Genomic DNA, 16115 nt, shown 5'->3' with positions numbered 1-16115 from the left:
TTTAGTCAGACACTACATAGCACCTGACCAGGCATTTTCCTCATTCCTATAATATTTTTTATGTTTATTCACATACACATTTTTTTAAAAGCAATAATAGTCTTTAACTATAGCAATAAATAAAATAAGTATTGGCATTCATTGCTGCTTTTTCCCATTCTTAAACTGTCTATATATACCTGCTTTCTGGAAGGGTCCTATCCAGCCACTGTGCTGACTGATCTGTTTTCTTCAGATTTATTTTTCCTTGATGCACAGACGAGCTTCCATCTGAAACGGTATTTGAACAATCTTTGCAGTTAAGGGAACTTTGATGTCAAATTCTGCTGTCGTTGAATCAGTGGCTTTAGCACTTTATCAGGCTGAAACTACTGTCCAGGCTATTGCCCCGATCCGTCCGGAACTGGGGGGTGAAAATGCTGATGTTGATATCGCATATGCGGTACAGGATGTAAATACTGAACGGGCACTTGTCCAAGGGCGCCGTCTGGTCGGTCGCAAGATTGGCCTGACCTCTAAGGTTGTGCAGGCTCAGCTTGGAGTTGATCAGCCAGATTTCGGGATGCTATTTGCCGATATGGCGTATGGCGATGCTGAACTGATCCCTGCCGGCAAACTAATTCAGCCAAAAGTAGAAGCAGAAATTGCATTGGTAATTAAAGAAGACTTAACCAAAGAAAAACATACCTATGCAGACATCATCAGTGCAACTGATTATGCGTTGCCCGCGATTGAAGTGGTCGATAGCCGTATCGAAAACTGGAAAATCAGCCTGATTGATACCGTAGCAGATAACGCCTCTTCTGCTGCATTTGTACTGGGTTCTCAGCCAGTTAAATTAGAAAATCTTGATCTGGTGAACTGCAAGATGGTGATGACACGCGCTGAAGAAGTGGTGTCTCAAGGCATTGGTAAAGCCTGCCTGGCTAATCCTTTAAATGCCGCAGTATGGCTGGCAGACGAGATGGTGCGCCGTGGTCGACCATTGTTAAAAGGTGACATTATTTTAACAGGTGCTTTAGGCCCGATGGTGGTAGCTCACCCAGGTGATGAATTCAAGGTTGAAATTGAAGGTTTCGGCTCTGTTACAGCCGCATTCGCTGCTGAATAAGCTAGATTTTGAGAGAGTACATTCATGAAAAAGATTAAATGTGCAATGATTGGTCCTGGGAATATTGGTACTGATTTGCTTTATAAACTGCAACGCAGCGAATGGTTGGAGCCAGTCTGGATGGTGGGAATCGACCCAACCTCTGAAGGTCTGGCACGTGCAGCGAAAATGGGTCTAAAAACCACGGCTGAAGGTGTCGATGGTCTGCTTCCTCACATAATCGAAGATGACATTAAGATTGCATTTGATGCCACTTCTGCTTATGTCCATGCTGAAAACAGTCGCAAGCTAAATGAACTTGGCGTACTAATGATTGACTTGACTCCGGCTGCAATTGGTCCGTTCTGTGTACCACCGGTCAACCTTGAGGCATTACTGGCTGCAGGTGAGGTGCCAAATGTTAATATGGTGACATGCGGCGGTCAGGCAACGATTCCGATGGTGGCGGCAGTGTCACGCGTTCAGCCTGTTGAATACGGTGAAATCATTGCGACTGTGTCGACCAAATCAGTTGGTCCGGGTACGCGTAAGAACATTGATGAGTTTACACGGACCACTGCGGGTGCAATCGAAAAGGTCGGCGGTGCAAAACAGGGTAAAGCCATCATTATTATTAATCCGGCCGAGCCACCTCTAATGATGCGTGACACAGTTCATTGTCTGGTTGAAGGCGAGCCAGATCAGGCTGCAATCACTGATTCAGTACATGCGATGATCAAGGACGTTCAGAAATACGTACCCGGTTATAAACTGGTAAATGGTCCGATATTTGATGGTAACCGCGTATCAATTTACTTAGAAGTAGAAGGTCTGGGTGACTTCCTGCCGAAATATGCAGGCAACCTGGATATTATGACTGCAGCAGCTGCACGTACAGCAGAAATGTTTGCAGAACACGTGTTTAAGACTGTTGAAGCTTAAAGGAATACCAAAATGTCTAAGATTATTGTTCATGATATGACTTTACGTGATGGTATGCATCCGCAGCGCCATCAGACTACTGTTGAACAAATGATTGCGATTTCAACAGCACTGGATGATGCTGGCGTACCTTTAATTGAAGTGACTCATGGTGACGGCCTGGGTGGTTCATCAGTGAACTATGGTTTTGCTGCCGCAACGGATGAAGAATATCTGTCTGCAGTTGTGCCACGGATGAAAAATGCAAAAATTTCTGCATTACTCCTGCCTGGTATTGGTACGGTTGACCATTTAAAAATGGCACATGAAATTGGTGTATCTACTATTCGTGTGGCGACTCACTGTACTGAAGCCGACTGCTCTGAACAGCACATTACAGCTGCACGTAAGCTAGAGATGGATACTGTCGGTTTCCTGATGCTTGCGCACATGGCAACTCCAGCACAACTGCTTGAAGAAGCAAAAAAAATGGTGTCTTATGGTGCAAACTGTATCTATGTAACGGACTCTGCGGGCTATATGCTGCCACAAGATGTCACTGACCGTGTAGCATGTTTGCGTGATGCACTTGATTCAGGCATCGAACTCGGTTTTCATGGTCACCATAACCTGGGTATGGGGGTTGCCAATACTGTGGCTGCAGTTGAAGCAGGCGCTGTTCGTGTAGACTTGGCATCTGCAGGTCTAGGTGCGGGTGCAGGTAATACACCACTTGAGCTATTTATTGCTGTTGCAAACCGTATGGGTATGGACACTGGCGTTGACTTGTTCAAAGTACAGGATGTGGCCGAAGATTTAGTGATCCCAATGATGCACAACCCGATCCGAGCCGACCGTGATGCGGCAACTTTAGGTTATGCTGGTGTTTACTCTTCATTCCTGTTGTTCGCTAAACGTGCTGAAGCGAAGTATGGTGTTTCTGCGCGTGAAATCCTGATGGAGCTTGGTCGCCGTGGTACCGTAGGCGGTCAGGAAGATATGATTGAAGACTTGGCACTTACCATGTCAAAAGCCAAAGCGGCAAGTGTTTAAGCTTTAAAAAAAATCCGTTTAAAAAGCGTCCAGTTCGGACGCTTTTTTATTTATAGTAGTTTTCATATACACTGCTTCAATATATTCAATAAAACCAAAACAAGTATGAAGAAACTTCTGATTATATTTTTGTTGCTAAATTCCAGTATTATTTTGGCAAAAGTCCCGCAGTTCTCTGATTATCCTGCTCCAGTGTTTAAGGGTAAAAATGCGGCGATGCAACTGAATGAAAATACAAAAAATTATAGAACCCGTTTTGGCTATCTGAAAAATGAAAAGCCAAATTTTGCCGGACATTATGTTATTGACTTTTTTGGCTGCGGGACCAGCTGTATTATTGGAATTGCATTTAATGTGAGAAATGGTGTTACTCAGTTTTTACCTTCTGGTGCATTGACCGCATGTTATAAAGAGGCGAGCTTTACCGATTACGAAATCTACTACCGGGCGAATAGCCGTCTCTTTATTACTTCTGGCGGTTATGATAATGAGGAAGGCTGCTCTACCAAATACTTTATAGAACAGAACGGCCAGTTTAAGCTCATTAAAACTCAGCCTTTTTGACTTAAAGCTAACGGGTCTATACAAAATCTGAGAACTGAAATATAGAAAATATCGTTCAGATTAAATTTATTTCTTATAAGTATAATTTAGACATATTAAATCTGAATAAAATACTTAAACTTAAAAACACTTATAAAAATTATAATTTGAGAAAAATATCTGATTCTTCTGGGCAATATGCCAGTTAGTCAGGTTTTAAATCATATCTTAATATTTATCCAGAAAAATGGCTTATTGCTAAAAGCTCTTAAAGAATAATAAGAGAACATTATACTCTGTCTAAAAAATACTTTTTAATCAGAATCTTCATACTGTAGTCTGATTTTTTATCAGATTATTGTTCAGCATGATGGCACCATTGCTTTACTTGATCAATGGATTTGAGCCATGCATTCCCACAACTTATGGATAGCACTTTTTGCTACGGTAACAACCTCAGGAACTTCTATTACTCATGCAGATTTTACTGATAACAGTCAAGTTCAGCTAAAGCTGCGTAATTTTTATCTGGACCGCCAGATTAGCCAACCTGATCTGAACAAGCCACAAGATTTTGGCAGCTGGTCACAGGGAATCACGCTGGACGCAAAATCAGGTTATTTGGAGTTAGGGAAAGCTCAGGTCGGCATAGACCTGCTGGCGCAATATGCATTGCGTCTGAGTAATGACCGTGGAGATAATGATTATATCATGCCTTATGATTATGCTAGCAAAAAGCAGGCCCGCGATAATTTCAAGCTAGGTATCACTCTTAAAGCCAAAGTTAGTAACACCGAATTGCGGATCGGAGAGATCCTGCCCATGACGCCAGTAGTCTACTTTGATCCTTCACGGCAACTGTTGACCACTTATCAGGGCATATGGCTTGAATCTAAAGATCTTGATAAAACCAAGATAACATTAGGTTATCTGGATGGTATTAATGCACGATATGAAAATCAGTTGCATGATTTTAAATTGTGGCCAAATGAACTGAATACAGAAAAAAACCAGATCAAAGCGGGGGACAGTCATGGCATGATCGTAGCTGGGGTGGATTACCAGCTTAGCCCCGAGCTTGGGCTCAGTTATTTCTACGGAGACGTCACTGAAATCTATCGTCAGCATTATATTGGCGTCATGTATAATAAAAAACTAGACCAGCACAACCAGCTGGCGACCCATGTCCGCTATTTTGACAATCAGGAATCAGGAGAAGCACTATATGGCCAGATTGATAGTCAGGCTCTATCATTAAAAGCTGCCTGGACTCATGGTTCGCATACATTAGATGCCGGTTATCAGCAAATGTTTGGTGAGCATGGTAGTCATGCTCCATTTTTTCCAACCTTGTCGGGTTGGGTCCCGCAACCCTACTTGGCCAACTGGTCAGTGGCGAGTTTTATCCGTAAAGATGAAAAATCATGGAGTCTAGGATACAGCTATGATTTCAAAGAAGCTGGTGTACCCGGATTAACTGCAACAGTTCGCCACTATGAAGGCTGGAATGTAGATAATGGCAACGGGACCCGGGGTAAAGAAGATGAGAATAATCTCATTATAGGTTATACAGTACCGGAAGGCAGGCTGAAAGGCTTAGGGCTGCAATGGATGTATATTGATGTGAACTATGAGCAGATTCCAGGATTTATGGATCTGGAAGAACATCGTATAGCGACAATCTATACTTATAAGTTTTAGCCACAGAGACTTGCTAGAGGATGACTTGAAACAGGCCATCCTCTTTTTGTTTACGCTATAGTGAAAATACAGGATCTTTAAATAAATATTAAAATTAATTTTATAAAAAACAAAAGGTTAAATTATCGTTTTTTTATTATTTGTCATCGTTATTAAGTATCAGTCGGTCTTTGCCGAACATGTAATATGAATAGGTAAAATCATCAAATTGAATCTTTTGACCTGTTTTATGAATGAAGCAAAAATAGGTTAAGGCTGTATGAGGAGTAAGTATGAGCACAGTACAAATCCCTGATTATAAAACGGACCCATTTTTTGGTTTGGAAGATAAGTGGATTGAGACGGCTGAAGGTGAGCTGACCCATTATCATGAGGTGGGTGAGGGAACACCTATTCTGTTTTTACATGGTTCAGGAACTGGTGTCTCTGCTGCTGCAAACTGGTGGTTAAACCTGCCCCAGCTTGGCGAGCAGGCGCGTTGTATAGCAATTGATACGATTGGTTATGGACAGACTGTAGTGGCACCGGGCACTCCATATGGTATTCGTGCCTGGGTGGACCATGCTATCCGTACTCTAGATGCACTGGGCATTGAAAAGACCTGGCTGGTAGGTAATTCACTTGGTGGCTGGCTGGCATTCCAGCTGGCGCTTGACTATCCGGAACGTGTGCTTGGAATCATATCGATGGGCACAGGCGGTGCAAAACAGACAGCAGCACTTAAAGCGCATGCCAATCCGGTGCTGACCGAAGAGGGAATCAAGAAAACCCTATCAATGTTTGTAGTCAACAAAGACCTGATTACCGATGAGCTGGTTAAGGTACGTTTTGCTTCTGCAAAAAATGATTATGCATCTGACCGTCTGATGGATGTTGTGGGCGCACGTGATCGTGATCGTTTCGAATTCCCGCTTGATTTCGAAAAAATGAAAAGTATTACAGTTCCTGTACTGCTGATTCACGGGACGCAAGATGTGGTGATTCCAGTGTCACGGACTTGGGATATCCTGAATGTAGTACCAAATGCGGATGCACATATTTTTAGCCAGTGCGGTCACTGGTCACAGGTTGAAAAAGCTGATGAGTTTAATACCGTTGTTAAAAACTATCTCACGGCACACGGTGTTTAACCGGCATAGTATTTCACTTAAAAAGGATGGCTTTAGCCATCCTTTTTATGAGGTAAATTATTTAAGAACCGCCAAGTAAGCCTGAAGCAACGTTGATACAAATAGCTAGAATCACGGTATTAAAACCGAATGATAGCAAGGCATGTAAAGTATTTAACATGCGCATGTGCCGATTGGTGATTTCAATATCAGCTGTCTGGGCGGCCGTACCCATAATATAGCTAAAGTGAATAAAGTCGGGATAGGTCGGACGTTCAGTTTCCGGAAAATTCAAGCCATCATTCTGGCCCCTGGAGCGGGCAAGATAAAAGTCATGAGCATAGTGCAGGGCAAATACACTATGCATTAATAACCAGGATGACATGATCGTTAGAAATGCTAGTAAAAGATGACCAAATTTGAGCCAGCCTGTTTTAGGCAAGTCTGAAAGTTGGGCACCGATGGCGACCATACACATGATTAAAGCCATGATGACTAAAAGCAGAATAATCCATTTACTCTCATCTTGGCGTTTTGCCTGTTCTTGCATGTCGCTATGATCTGCCTGCCACATGCGATAAGCCAGATTAGCCAGAAATAACCATATTGCTGTATTCCAGCCAATCAATAAATTGGTCGACCAAGACCAGGACGTTAACCAGAATAACAGGATACTTAATACTGCTGCTGTCAGAAAAGCCAGAAAAAATTGTGGACGATTTTTAATACCACTCATCAAAGAATGAAAAATACCGATCGTCATATATAACTCCAGTTTTTCAATTGGTTATTGTTATAACTTTAAGCTAGATTCAATTTACTATGGAGTCTGGTTCAGATATTAGACTTAAGTTGTAATTTATCGTGAGAAAAATACAGCACTAAAATTTAGCTTTTTAAGATACGTGCTAAGTAGGCTGAAATAGTAAAAAAAGAGAGCTAGTACCTGAAAAAATATGGCTGGGTAGTTAAAAAACAGACCCTAATATTTTTTTAAAAAATAGTAGGGTGAAATGTATACGCATCAGTCAGGAAAAAATTAGGCATCATTACGGTTAATATCGAGATAAAACACCTTGGTCAGCAGTTCAATAAATTTATGCGCAGTAACTAAAGCCGTGTCTTTACGATAGCTGACATATAAATCTAAAAAAGGCAGCTCTACACTGAGCGGTCGGATTACCGTATTTTCCATCATTAATGGCGCAATATAACCCGGCAAAATTGTACAGCCAAGACCGATACCGATAGAATTAATATTAAACAGGATGTTATCTGCCTTTTGTATGATATTGAACTCAATACCGTTTTGTTTGGCAAAATCGAGAATCAGGTTATGCAGGGTGAGTGACTCTTCCGCAGCTGGAATTATAAAATCTATACCATCAAGTGCTTTTACTGGAATACGCTCATATTTAGTGAGCGGGTGATCTTTAGGTAATATGAAAATCAGGGGCTCACGCAAAACAAACTGGCTTTCAATTTCGTCATTCTGAAAGTTCTGCCGGGTAAAGGTAATGTCCAGTTCACCCTTCTTAATTAACCGCATCTGTTCATTATTGTTGAGGCTGAGCAGTTCGATTTTAAGGTCCGGATTCTGAACCCTTAAGTTAGGTAGAACATAAGGGAATACTTTCATTTCAGCAACCGGAACAAAACCGATTCTGAGCATCTGCTGTTTGGCTTTAGAAACCTGACGCGCCATTGCTACGGCTTTATCTGCCTGCGCCAAGGTCAAACGCGCCTGTTCCAGAAAAACAGCACCTTCTTCAGTCAGTTCAACTTTACGTTTGGTACGGTGTAATAGCTTGACGCCAACATCTTCTTCAAGATCTTTGATCTGCTGGCTAAGAGAGGGCTGCGCGGTATACAGTTTTAAGGCTGCCTTACTAAAGTTCAGTTCTTCTGCAACTGTAATGAAATAGCGAAGGTGGCGTAATTCCATAAGACTAATCCAAAAAATGTCTTATTATGATTGGCGAAAAGTATAATCTATAAACAACTATCTCGTGAAGATTATTCTACTATTTAGAAAATAAATACTATTTGACAATATGCCCGAGTTTTACTATAGAAATTTTATCTCTTAATAATCTAAAAAATCTATTAATTAAAACAAAATAAATATTTCACTAAAAACGGTTAAAAAATCATTATCCCTGTCTAGTTGAGTCTAATAACTTTGGTTGACGCTCAGTCACAGGAGTGCTTTTCATGAGTCGCAAAATTGATGTGCGTGAAATCGATGCTTTGGTCGATGCACAAAATGGACGTATCTCGCCATCTATCTACACTGATCCGGATCTGTACGAATTGGAACTGGAACGCGTATTTGGGCGTACTTGGTTATTCCTTTGTCATGAAAGCCAGATACCTAAGGCGGGTGATTTTTTCAACACTTATATGGGTGAAGATCCAATCATTGTGGTACGTCAAAAAGACGGCTCAATCAAAGCATTATTAAACCAGTGTCGCCATCGTTCAATGCGTGTCAGTTTCGCTGATTGTGGTAATACCCGTGCATTTACCTGTCCGTATCATGGCTGGTCTTACGGTGTAGATGGCTCATTAAAAGATATTCCTCTGGAAAACCGTGCTTTTCCACAAGGTGCTTGTAAAGAAAAATGGGGTTTAATTGAAGTCAACCGTGTCGAGTCTTATAAAGGCCTGATCTTTGGCTGTTGGGATGAAACCACGCCTGATCTGGTGGACTACATGGGTGATATTGCCTGGTATCTGGATGGGGTGCTGGACCGTCGTCCGGGTGGTACAGAAATCATTGGCGGCGTACATAAATGGGAAATTGAATGTAACTGGAAATTTGCAGCGGAACAGTTTGCTTCCGACCAGTACCATGCACTGTTTTCGCATGCTTCTGCCATTCAGGTTCTGGGCGCAAAACCGGATGATGAAACTTCTAAGAAATTAGGCGCAGCACAGACTGCACGTCCAGTTTGGGAAACTGCGAAAGATGCTATCCAGTATGGCTCGCGTGGCCACGGTTCAGGCTTCTTCTTTACGGAAAAGCCAGATACAAATGTATGGGTCGATGGTGAAGTCGCCAATTATTTCCGTGAAACCTATGAAGAGGTCAAAGAGCGTCTGGGTGAAGTACGTGCTTTACGTTTGGCGGGTCACAATAATATGTTCCCGACATTGTCATGGCTAAATGGTACAGCAACACTTCGTGTGTGGCATCCACGTGGTCCAAATAAGACAGAAGTCTGGGCATTCTGTATTGCTGATGCTGAAGCCTCTCAGGAAGTTAAAGAAGCATTTGAACGCTCTGCGACACGTGCATTTGGTCCGGCAGGTTTTCTTGAGCAGGATGACTCTGAGAACTGGATCGAAATCCAGAAAGTATTACGCGGCTATAAGGCCCGTAATAATCCGCTCATTATGAAAATGGGACTGGGCAATGAAAAAGTTCGTGAAGATGGCATTCCGGGGATTACCAATTACATTTTCTCTGAAACTGCAGCACGTGGTTTATATCGCCGCTGGGCAGATCTGCTGATTCATGAAACATGGGAAGAAGTCGAGAAAGCCGCTGACGAATATGAGAAGGAGCTAATGAAATGAGTCAGATCAGTTTAGAACTTCATCATCAGATTAGCCAGTTTTTATACCGTGAAGCCAAAGCACTGGACGACTGGGATTTTCGTGCCTGGCTAGACATGCTGGCCGATGATATCTCTTATACGCTGCGTACAACTGCAAATGCGCAGACCCGTGACCGTCGCCGTTCGGTACAACCGCCAACCACCTGGGTTTTTAATGACACCAAAGACCTGCTGGAACGCCGGGTCGCACGTCTGGAAACCGGTATGGCTTGGGCTGAAGAGCCTCCATCACGTACTACCCACATGGTTTCAAATATTATTGTTGAGCCAACTGACGTAGAAGGTGAATACGATGTCTACGTTACTTATGTATTGTACCGTGCCCAGAAAGAAAAAGACGTGACGATTTATTGTGGCAAGCGTCATGACAAGATTCGCAAGGTTGAAGGTGGTCTTGGCTTCCAGATTTTCAACCGCAAGATCACGCTTGATCAAGCGACCTATACGTCACATAACCTGAGTGTATTCTTCTAATGAATAAGATTTTTGTTTGCCAGGTCGATGAGCTCGATGAAGGTGAAGCGCTAAAAGTAGACTGCGGCATAAATGGTATTGAGGCCTTGGCAGTATTCAACAATGGCGGAGATTTCTTCGCCATGAACGACCGTTGTTCACATGGTAATGCTTCCATGTCAGAAGGTTATCTTGAAGATGACGGGACGGTAGAGTGTCCTCTGCATTCAGCCCGTTTCTGTCTGAAAACCGGTCAGGCATTATGTCTGCCAGCTACCGATCCGATTCAGACTTTTCCGGTGGTGATTGAAGACGGTGCTTTATATGTAGAGATGGCAGGAGAGTAATCATGGGTTGGCTAAAAGGTGAAGTTGCACTGATCACTGGTGGCGGTTCAGGTCTGGGCTGGGCTTTAGTTGAGCGTTTTCTGGAAGAAGGCGCGCATGTGGGGGTATTACAACGTTCACAGTCTAAAGTAGATGCCCTGAAAGAACGGTTTGGTGACCAGATTGTGGCTGTCGCTGGTGATGTGGCCAACTATGAAGACAATGTCCGTGCTGTTCAGGCAACCGTAGAGCGATTTGGCAAGCTGGACTGCTTCATTGGTAATGCTGGCATATGGGATCACTATGCCGATATCGTCAATACCTCTGGCGAGCAGCTGGATAAAGCCTTTGATGAAATTATGGGTATTAACACCAAGTCACTTATTCTAGGGGCCAAGGCTGCGTTGAATGAGCTGGTCAAAACTGAAGGGTCAATTGTTTTTACCCTGTCTAATTCTGCACTGTATTCAGCAGGTGGCGGCCCGGTTTATACCGCTTCTAAGCATGCTGGTGTGGGTATCATGAAAGAACTGGCTTATGAACTTGCACCTAAAGTTCGGGTCAATGCAGTGGCCCCCTCCGGTATGAATGTCAATATCAAAGGTGCGGCGTCATTGGGACAGGAAAATATTGGGCTGCTGGATGCACGTGATCCGGAAAAAATTGCTCGCGGTATGCCGCTTAACTTTTTGCCAGAACCTGAGGAAATGACAGGTTCTTACGTACTGCTGGCCTCTCGTCAGAATAACCGGCCATTGACTGGCGTCCTGATTAATGCCGAGTGTGGATTGGGAATTCGTGGCTTGCGTCAGCCACGTGCAGGCTTCTTCGATGAATAAAATCTTTCCATACAGTAAAGGACTAAATGGCAGCCTGTTGGCTGCCTTGTGTTAAGGAGCGTCTTATGCCCGTTAAACTGATTTGTGCTTCACATAGCCCTTTAATGGAGTTTGCCTCTCCACAGGACAGTTCTCAGGAACAAAAAGTTCGTACCGTTTTTGCCAAGTTGTCTGAACAAGTCAAGGCTTATAATCCGACACTGATTATTGCTTTTGGCCCTGATCATTTTAATGGTTTCTTCTATGACCTGATGCCAAGTTTTTGTGTAGGTATCCGGGCCAGTGCAGCGGGAGACTGGAACTATGGTCCGGGCAAAATTGATGTACCAGAGCAGACCGCCCTGAGTCTGGTACGTTGTGTACTAAATGAAGGCGTCGATGTTGCCTACTCCTACCGTATGCAGGCTGATCATGGTGTCACGCAGCCACTGCATTTTTTATGTGATGGTCAACTCGACCGCTATCCTACCATTCCTGTATTTGTAAACGGAGCAGCCGCTCCGATGCCTACCCCTAAACGCACTGTAGCGCTTGGTCGGGCAATTGGCCAGTTTATCAAGTCACTGGATCTTGAGGCGGAGCGTGTACTGATTCTGGGTACAGGTGGTCTATCTCATGATCCGCCTACGCCGCAAATGGGCGCAGTACCCCCCGAAGTAGAAGAGTTTCTGATCGCCGGCCGTAACCCGACTGCTGAAGCACGTCAGGCACGCCAGGCCAAAATCATTGCAGTCGGTCAGAAGCTGGCAGCAGGAGATACTTCTGTGGCAGTGCCCCTGAATGCCAAGTGGGATCAGGCATTACTAGAAAAATTTGCCCAAGCGGACTTTGCCGCGCTAGAGGCTATGACCGAAGACGAGATCCGCCGTGAGGGTGGCCGTGGCGGTCAGGAAATCCGCTGCTGGATTGCAGCCTTTGCCGCTTTTGCCGAGCTGGGGCAGTACCAGATGACAACCCATGTCTATGAAGCTATCAGTGAGTGGATTGCAGGTTTCGGTATTGTTTCTGCTGAACTGAAAGATTAAGGAAACAGACAGATGAGCATTGAAACTATTGTTATTGTAGGAGCCGGTCAGGCAGGTGCGAGCGCTATCCTGGAACTTCGTGCCAATGGATACACAGGGAAAATCATACTGGTGGGTGATGAAGTTCATTTACCTTATGAACGCCCGCCTTTATCTAAAGATGTAATCTTGAAGCCTGAAGAAACCAAAGTTGAGATTCTTTCAGTGCAGAAGCTGGCAGAGCTAGGCGTTGAGGTCATCCGTGGCAATGCCGCAGTAAAAATTAATGCCGATACCCATCAGCTCACTCTGAAAAATGGTGAAGTACTTGGTTATGACAAGTTGTTACTGGCTACCGGTGGCGCGCCGCGCCGCTTGCCGGACCTTGATGCTTTAGGTAAACATGTTTATACCTTGCGTAATCTGGAAGACTCTCAGGCATTGGTGCCCGTATTGCAGCCCGAGCGCCGGATTATCCTGATTGGTGGCGGTGTGATTGGTCTGGAACTGGCATCATCAGCGCGCTCTAAACATTGTCAGGTAACTGTAATTGAAATGGGCCCTATGGTGATGGGTCGCTGCTCACCACGGTTACTCAGTGAGTTCTTGCTGGCTCAGCATCGTCAGGCTGGTATCGATATCCGTCTTGAAACCAGAATTGCAGGCTGTAGCCTGCAGGGTGAAGAGGTGGTGATTCAACTGGAAAATGGTGAAGAGCTACGTGCAGATGCAGTCATATATGGCATCGGCATTATCCCAAATGCGCGTCTGGCAGTTGAGGCTGGGCTGGACGTTGATTTTGCTGTAAAAGTGAATGAGAACTGCCAGACTTCTAATCCTGATATTTATGCAGCAGGGGATGTGGCTACCCAGCTTCGTGCAGATGGCCAGTATAGCCGGGTTGAAACCTGGGAAAATGCCAATCTGCAGGCAGGTATCTTTGCACGCCATGTGATGGGTATTGAACATCCTAAAGCAAATCCGGCCTGGTTCTGGACTGATCAGCTCGGTATCAATTTCCAGTTTGTCGGTGACATGAGCGCGGCAGAATGGCATGTGCGCGGTACTATGGATATTAGCCAGGGGCCTGCCTCATCTTTTATTCTGTACGGAGTCAGTAATGGAATTATTGTGGCTGGTATTACGGTCAATGCCGCTAAAGATATGCGCCATCTGAAAAAAATGATTAGCAAATGTATCGCTTTTCATGCAGATACACACTTGGACCTTGCCCAAGAGCTACGTAAAATTGCCTAAATAAAACGGCTTTCTATTGAACAGACCTATAGTATGGACCCACTATAGGTCTGTTTTTTATTGGTAAAAACTCAATTTTAAAGAATGAGCGATTTTATGAGTTCAACTGCTTCAGGCACTCCATCTGCATCGTTACTGTTTACTTCATCTGTTTATGCACTACTGGTATTGATCTGGGCAACCACGCCACTGGCCATTGTCTGGAGTGTAGAAGAAGTTCACCCGATGTGGGTACTCATTATTCGCTATTTTGGCGCTTCAATACTGGCATTCCTGATTCTAAAACTGATGCGTGCTCCATTACCTTTTGATCAGATGGCCATGAAGAGTTATCTGGCCGGTAGCCTGAACCTGATTGGTGCACAGTTATTTATCTATTTAGCAGCTAATTATCTTACTTCGGGGTTAATGGCTTTAATTTTTGGTTTTTCGCCACTGGTTGCCGGGCTGATTGGTCATGTCATCTTGAAAACTCAAAAATTGGTGGCACTACAATGGCTGGGCATGGCGATAGCAGTTGCAGGGTTAAGTTTCGTTTTTGCAGATCAGGCAGAAACTCAGGTAAATCCAATTGGCGTTGTACTGATGTTTATCAGTATGGTGTCCTATATCAGCTCGATTTTCTGGGTTAAACAGATTAATGCGCCTTTGGCCCCTATGTCTCAAGCAACAGGCTCGCTTTTAGTATCAGCACTGGCTTCACTACTGCTGGTTCCTTTTATTTATGAACATATACCGACTGCTATACCGGGTACTAAAACCATAATCGGCTTCTTATTTACCATGGTTATGTCCTCTATTGTGGCGATGCTGTGTTATTTCTGGCTGATCAAGCGCTTAAATGCTTCTACAGTATCTTTAAGTAATGTGATTACCCCGGTATTGGCGCTTATACTAGGCGCCACACTGAATAATGAACAAATTGGTTCACATGCATTTGCTGGGGTAAGTGTTGTAATGTTTGGTATTGTTCTGTACTTCTGGAAGGACTGGCACAGCCAATATAGAGCAAAAAAACATTAAACTTTAAATGTTTATAGTTTAGTGGCTTCTATAAAAGCACGGGCGTGCCCTGCAACTTTAGCTGATGAAGATGTAATAACTAACAGCAGAGAAAACAACAAAAAATAAAAAAAGTCAGGCCCAAGTTTGGCTAAGATCAGGAAAGTCCATTAGAAAATTGAATCAGCCGGTCTGATAAAAATAAAATTAGGTCATTTTCCATGTCTGAATCCAATAAAGTCGTTGTTTATGCAGCCCTGATCGGGAACCTGATCATTGCAATGGTCAAGTTCGTGGCAGCTTATCTGACGAACAGTTCGGCTATGCTCAGTGAGGCAATCCATTCAGTTGTTGATACCCTCAATGAAATCTTGCTGCTCTATGGACTGAAAAAATCCCAGCAGCCAGCCAATATGCGTCATCCTTTTGGTTATGGACGAGAACTGTATTTCTGGGCTTTTATTGTGGCCCTGATGGTATTTGCATTAGGTTCGGTAGTTTCGATCTATCAGGGGATTCAGCATATTCGTCATCCTGAAGAAATCGTTTCACCGGTGATTAACTATGTTGTACTTGGAATTGCTATTGTTGTAGAAGGTACTTCATGGTTTATCGCTTTAAAAAGCTTTCGCAAAAGCAAGGGTAAACTTGGATACTTTCAGGCATTCCGGCGTAGTAAAGATCCGACTACATTTACAGTTCTGTTTGAAGATACAGCTGCACTGCTTGGTTTGGTAATTGCATTGCTCGGTGTCTATTTTTCTCATACTTTGAATATGCCAGTACTTGATGGTATTGCTTCAATTCTCATTGGTGTGATTCTGGCTGTGGCAGCTCTATTGCTGGGCCGGGAAACCAAGGGATTGCTGCTGGGAGAAACTGCAGATCCCTTACTGCGGCAAAATGTTCTGAGTATTGCACAGCAGGACCCGGCGGTACTCTCGGCAAATGGTCTGATTACTGAACAGTTGGGTGCACATCAGGTGCTGGCTGCCTTAAGTCTTGAGTTTAAAGATAACCTGACTTCAGACCAGATTGAAGCCTGTGTAAACCGGATTGAGGCCAATACAAAAAAAGTGCATCCGGAAGTGGTGGCACTTTTTGTAAAACCCCAAACCCAGAAGGTCTGGATGGAACGTATGAAAGGTCGCCTCGATGACACAGCATAATCACGGCCAGATATCAGTATTTATA

The 16115-nt window shown here is 43.8% G+C and carries 16 protein-coding genes; 14 read left to right on the top strand and 2 right to left on the bottom strand.

Annotated features, from left to right (window positions below):
• Positions 1-313: 313 nt before the first annotated feature.
• From N518_RS0101965 to N518_RS0101940, 6 genes are all read left to right on the top strand, one after another.
• On the top strand, positions 314-1111 hold the full coding sequence (locus tag N518_RS0101965; protein ID WP_026443935.1) for a 2-keto-4-pentenoate hydratase: 798 nt from the start codon (positions 314-316) through the stop codon (positions 1109-1111).
• A gap of 24 nt (positions 1112-1135) precedes the next feature.
• On the top strand, positions 1136-2032 hold the full coding sequence (locus tag N518_RS0101960; RefSeq protein WP_026443934.1) for an acetaldehyde dehydrogenase (acetylating): 897 nt from the start codon (positions 1136-1138) through the stop codon (positions 2030-2032).
• 12 nt (positions 2033-2044) lie between these two features.
• The gene (dmpG, locus tag N518_RS0101955) at positions 2045-3064 is read left to right on the top strand and encodes a 4-hydroxy-2-oxovalerate aldolase (RefSeq protein ID WP_005405858.1); all 1020 of its coding nucleotides are present in this window, start codon (positions 2045-2047) and stop codon (positions 3062-3064) included.
• Between the two features lie 153 nt (positions 3065-3217).
• Positions 3218-3628, top strand: coding sequence for a hypothetical protein (locus tag N518_RS0101950; RefSeq protein WP_227592456.1), 411 nt, complete (start codon positions 3218-3220; stop codon positions 3626-3628).
• 387 nt (positions 3629-4015) lie between these two features.
• On the top strand, positions 4016-5308 hold the full coding sequence (locus tag N518_RS0101945) for an OprD family outer membrane porin (protein ID WP_026443933.1): 1293 nt from the start codon (positions 4016-4018) through the stop codon (positions 5306-5308).
• A gap of 272 nt (positions 5309-5580) precedes the next feature.
• Positions 5581-6438 carry an alpha/beta fold hydrolase gene (locus tag N518_RS0101940; protein ID WP_005016815.1) on the top strand — a complete coding sequence of 286 codons (858 nt, stop codon included), beginning with the start codon at positions 5581-5583 and terminating at the stop codon, positions 6436-6438.
• A 61-nt stretch (positions 6439-6499) separates the two neighbouring features.
• Here the strand turns inward: N518_RS0101940 and N518_RS0101935 are convergent, their stop codons facing one another.
• Together N518_RS0101935 and hcaR are read right to left on the bottom strand one after the other, a co-directional pair.
• Positions 6500-7180, bottom strand: a complete 681-nt coding sequence (locus tag N518_RS0101935; RefSeq protein WP_005016810.1) for a DUF1345 domain-containing protein — start codon at positions 7178-7180, stop codon at positions 6500-6502.
• A 276-nt stretch (positions 7181-7456) separates the two neighbouring features.
• Complete coding sequence (gene hcaR, locus N518_RS0101930) at positions 7457-8362, bottom strand: DNA-binding transcriptional regulator HcaR (protein WP_005016808.1); 906 nt, start codon at positions 8360-8362, stop codon at positions 7457-7459.
• Between the two features lie 269 nt (positions 8363-8631).
• Here hcaR and hcaE point away from each other — a divergent pair, with 269 nt between their 5' ends.
• The 8 genes from hcaE to N518_RS0101890 all read left to right on the top strand — a co-directional run bounded on the left by hcaE (position 8632) and on the right by N518_RS0101890 (position 16090).
• Positions 8632-9999: a 3-phenylpropionate/cinnamic acid dioxygenase subunit alpha gene (hcaE, locus tag N518_RS0101925; RefSeq protein WP_005016805.1), complete on the top strand. Its 1368-nt coding sequence runs from the start codon at positions 8632-8634 to the stop codon at positions 9997-9999.
• Positions 9996-10514, top strand: coding sequence for a 3-phenylpropionate/cinnamic acid dioxygenase subunit beta (gene hcaF / locus N518_RS0101920; RefSeq protein ID WP_005016802.1), 519 nt, complete (start codon positions 9996-9998; stop codon positions 10512-10514). The genes hcaE and hcaF overlap by 4 nt, the downstream gene beginning before the upstream one ends.
• A complete protein-coding gene (gene hcaC / locus N518_RS0101915) occupies positions 10514-10840 on the top strand; it encodes a 3-phenylpropionate/cinnamic acid dioxygenase ferredoxin subunit (RefSeq protein WP_005016801.1) in 327 nt (108 codons plus the stop codon). Before hcaF ends, hcaC begins: the two co-directional genes overlap by 1 nt.
• Positions 10841-10842: 2 nt before the next feature.
• Positions 10843-11658, top strand: a complete 816-nt coding sequence (gene hcaB / locus N518_RS0101910) for a 3-phenylpropionate-dihydrodiol/cinnamic acid-dihydrodiol dehydrogenase (protein ID WP_005016792.1) — start codon at positions 10843-10845, stop codon at positions 11656-11658.
• A gap of 65 nt (positions 11659-11723) precedes the next feature.
• On the top strand, positions 11724-12683 hold the full coding sequence (locus N518_RS0101905) for a 3-carboxyethylcatechol 2,3-dioxygenase (RefSeq protein ID WP_005023216.1): 960 nt from the start codon (positions 11724-11726) through the stop codon (positions 12681-12683).
• Positions 12684-12695: 12 nt separating this feature from the next.
• The gene (gene hcaD / locus N518_RS0101900; RefSeq protein ID WP_017400697.1) at positions 12696-13919 is read left to right on the top strand and encodes a 3-phenylpropionate/cinnamic acid dioxygenase ferredoxin--NAD(+) reductase subunit; all 1224 of its coding nucleotides are present in this window, start codon (positions 12696-12698) and stop codon (positions 13917-13919) included.
• Between the two features lie 96 nt (positions 13920-14015).
• Positions 14016-14942: a DMT family transporter gene (locus N518_RS0101895; protein WP_017400698.1), complete on the top strand. Its 927-nt coding sequence runs from the start codon at positions 14016-14018 to the stop codon at positions 14940-14942.
• 200 nt (positions 14943-15142) lie between these two features.
• The gene (locus tag N518_RS0101890; RefSeq protein WP_005016783.1) at positions 15143-16090 is read left to right on the top strand and encodes a cation diffusion facilitator family transporter; all 948 of its coding nucleotides are present in this window, start codon (positions 15143-15145) and stop codon (positions 16088-16090) included.
• Positions 16091-16115 lie beyond the last annotated feature (25 nt).

The sequence above is a fragment of the Acinetobacter sp. UNC436CL71CviS28 genome (genome assembly GCF_000620525.1).
Taxonomy (GTDB): Bacteria; Pseudomonadota; Gammaproteobacteria; order Pseudomonadales; family Moraxellaceae; genus Acinetobacter; species Acinetobacter radioresistens.
This window is presented reverse-complemented; position numbering and strand designations above follow the sequence as displayed.

What these genes read in the sequence shown, in the direction of transcription:
- dmpG (WP_005405858.1), top strand. Translation starts at nt 2,045, where the DNA reads ATGTCTAAGATTATTGTTCATGATATGACTTTACGTGATGGTATGCAT.
- N518_RS0101945 (WP_026443933.1), top strand. Translation starts at nt 4,016, where the DNA reads ATGCATTCCCACAACTTATGGATAGCACTTTTTGCTACGGTAACAACC.
- N518_RS0101940 (WP_005016815.1), top strand. Translation starts at nt 5,581, where the DNA reads ATGAGCACAGTACAAATCCCTGATTATAAAACGGACCCATTTTTTGGT.
- hcaB (WP_005016792.1), top strand. Translation starts at nt 10,843, where the DNA reads ATGGGTTGGCTAAAAGGTGAAGTTGCACTGATCACTGGTGGCGGTTCA.
- N518_RS0101960 (WP_026443934.1), top strand. Translation starts at nt 1,136, where the DNA reads ATGAAAAAGATTAAATGTGCAATGATTGGTCCTGGGAATATTGGTACT.
- N518_RS0101935 (WP_005016810.1), bottom strand. Translation starts at nt 7,180, where the DNA reads ATGACGATCGGTATTTTTCATTCTTTGATGAGTGGTATTAAAAATCGT.
- hcaR (WP_005016808.1), bottom strand. Translation starts at nt 8,362, where the DNA reads ATGGAATTACGCCACCTTCGCTATTTCATTACAGTTGCAGAAGAACTG.
- N518_RS0101890 (WP_005016783.1), top strand. Translation starts at nt 15,143, where the DNA reads ATGTCTGAATCCAATAAAGTCGTTGTTTATGCAGCCCTGATCGGGAAC.
- N518_RS0101965 (WP_026443935.1), top strand. Translation starts at nt 314, where the DNA reads ATGTCAAATTCTGCTGTCGTTGAATCAGTGGCTTTAGCACTTTATCAG.
- hcaF (WP_005016802.1), top strand. Translation starts at nt 9,996, where the DNA reads ATGAGTCAGATCAGTTTAGAACTTCATCATCAGATTAGCCAGTTTTTA.
- hcaC (WP_005016801.1), top strand. Translation starts at nt 10,514, where the DNA reads ATGAATAAGATTTTTGTTTGCCAGGTCGATGAGCTCGATGAAGGTGAA.
- N518_RS0101905 (WP_005023216.1), top strand. Translation starts at nt 11,724, where the DNA reads ATGCCCGTTAAACTGATTTGTGCTTCACATAGCCCTTTAATGGAGTTT.
- N518_RS0101895 (WP_017400698.1), top strand. Translation starts at nt 14,016, where the DNA reads ATGAGTTCAACTGCTTCAGGCACTCCATCTGCATCGTTACTGTTTACT.
- hcaD (WP_017400697.1), top strand. Translation starts at nt 12,696, where the DNA reads ATGAGCATTGAAACTATTGTTATTGTAGGAGCCGGTCAGGCAGGTGCG.
- hcaE (WP_005016805.1), top strand. Translation starts at nt 8,632, where the DNA reads ATGAGTCGCAAAATTGATGTGCGTGAAATCGATGCTTTGGTCGATGCA.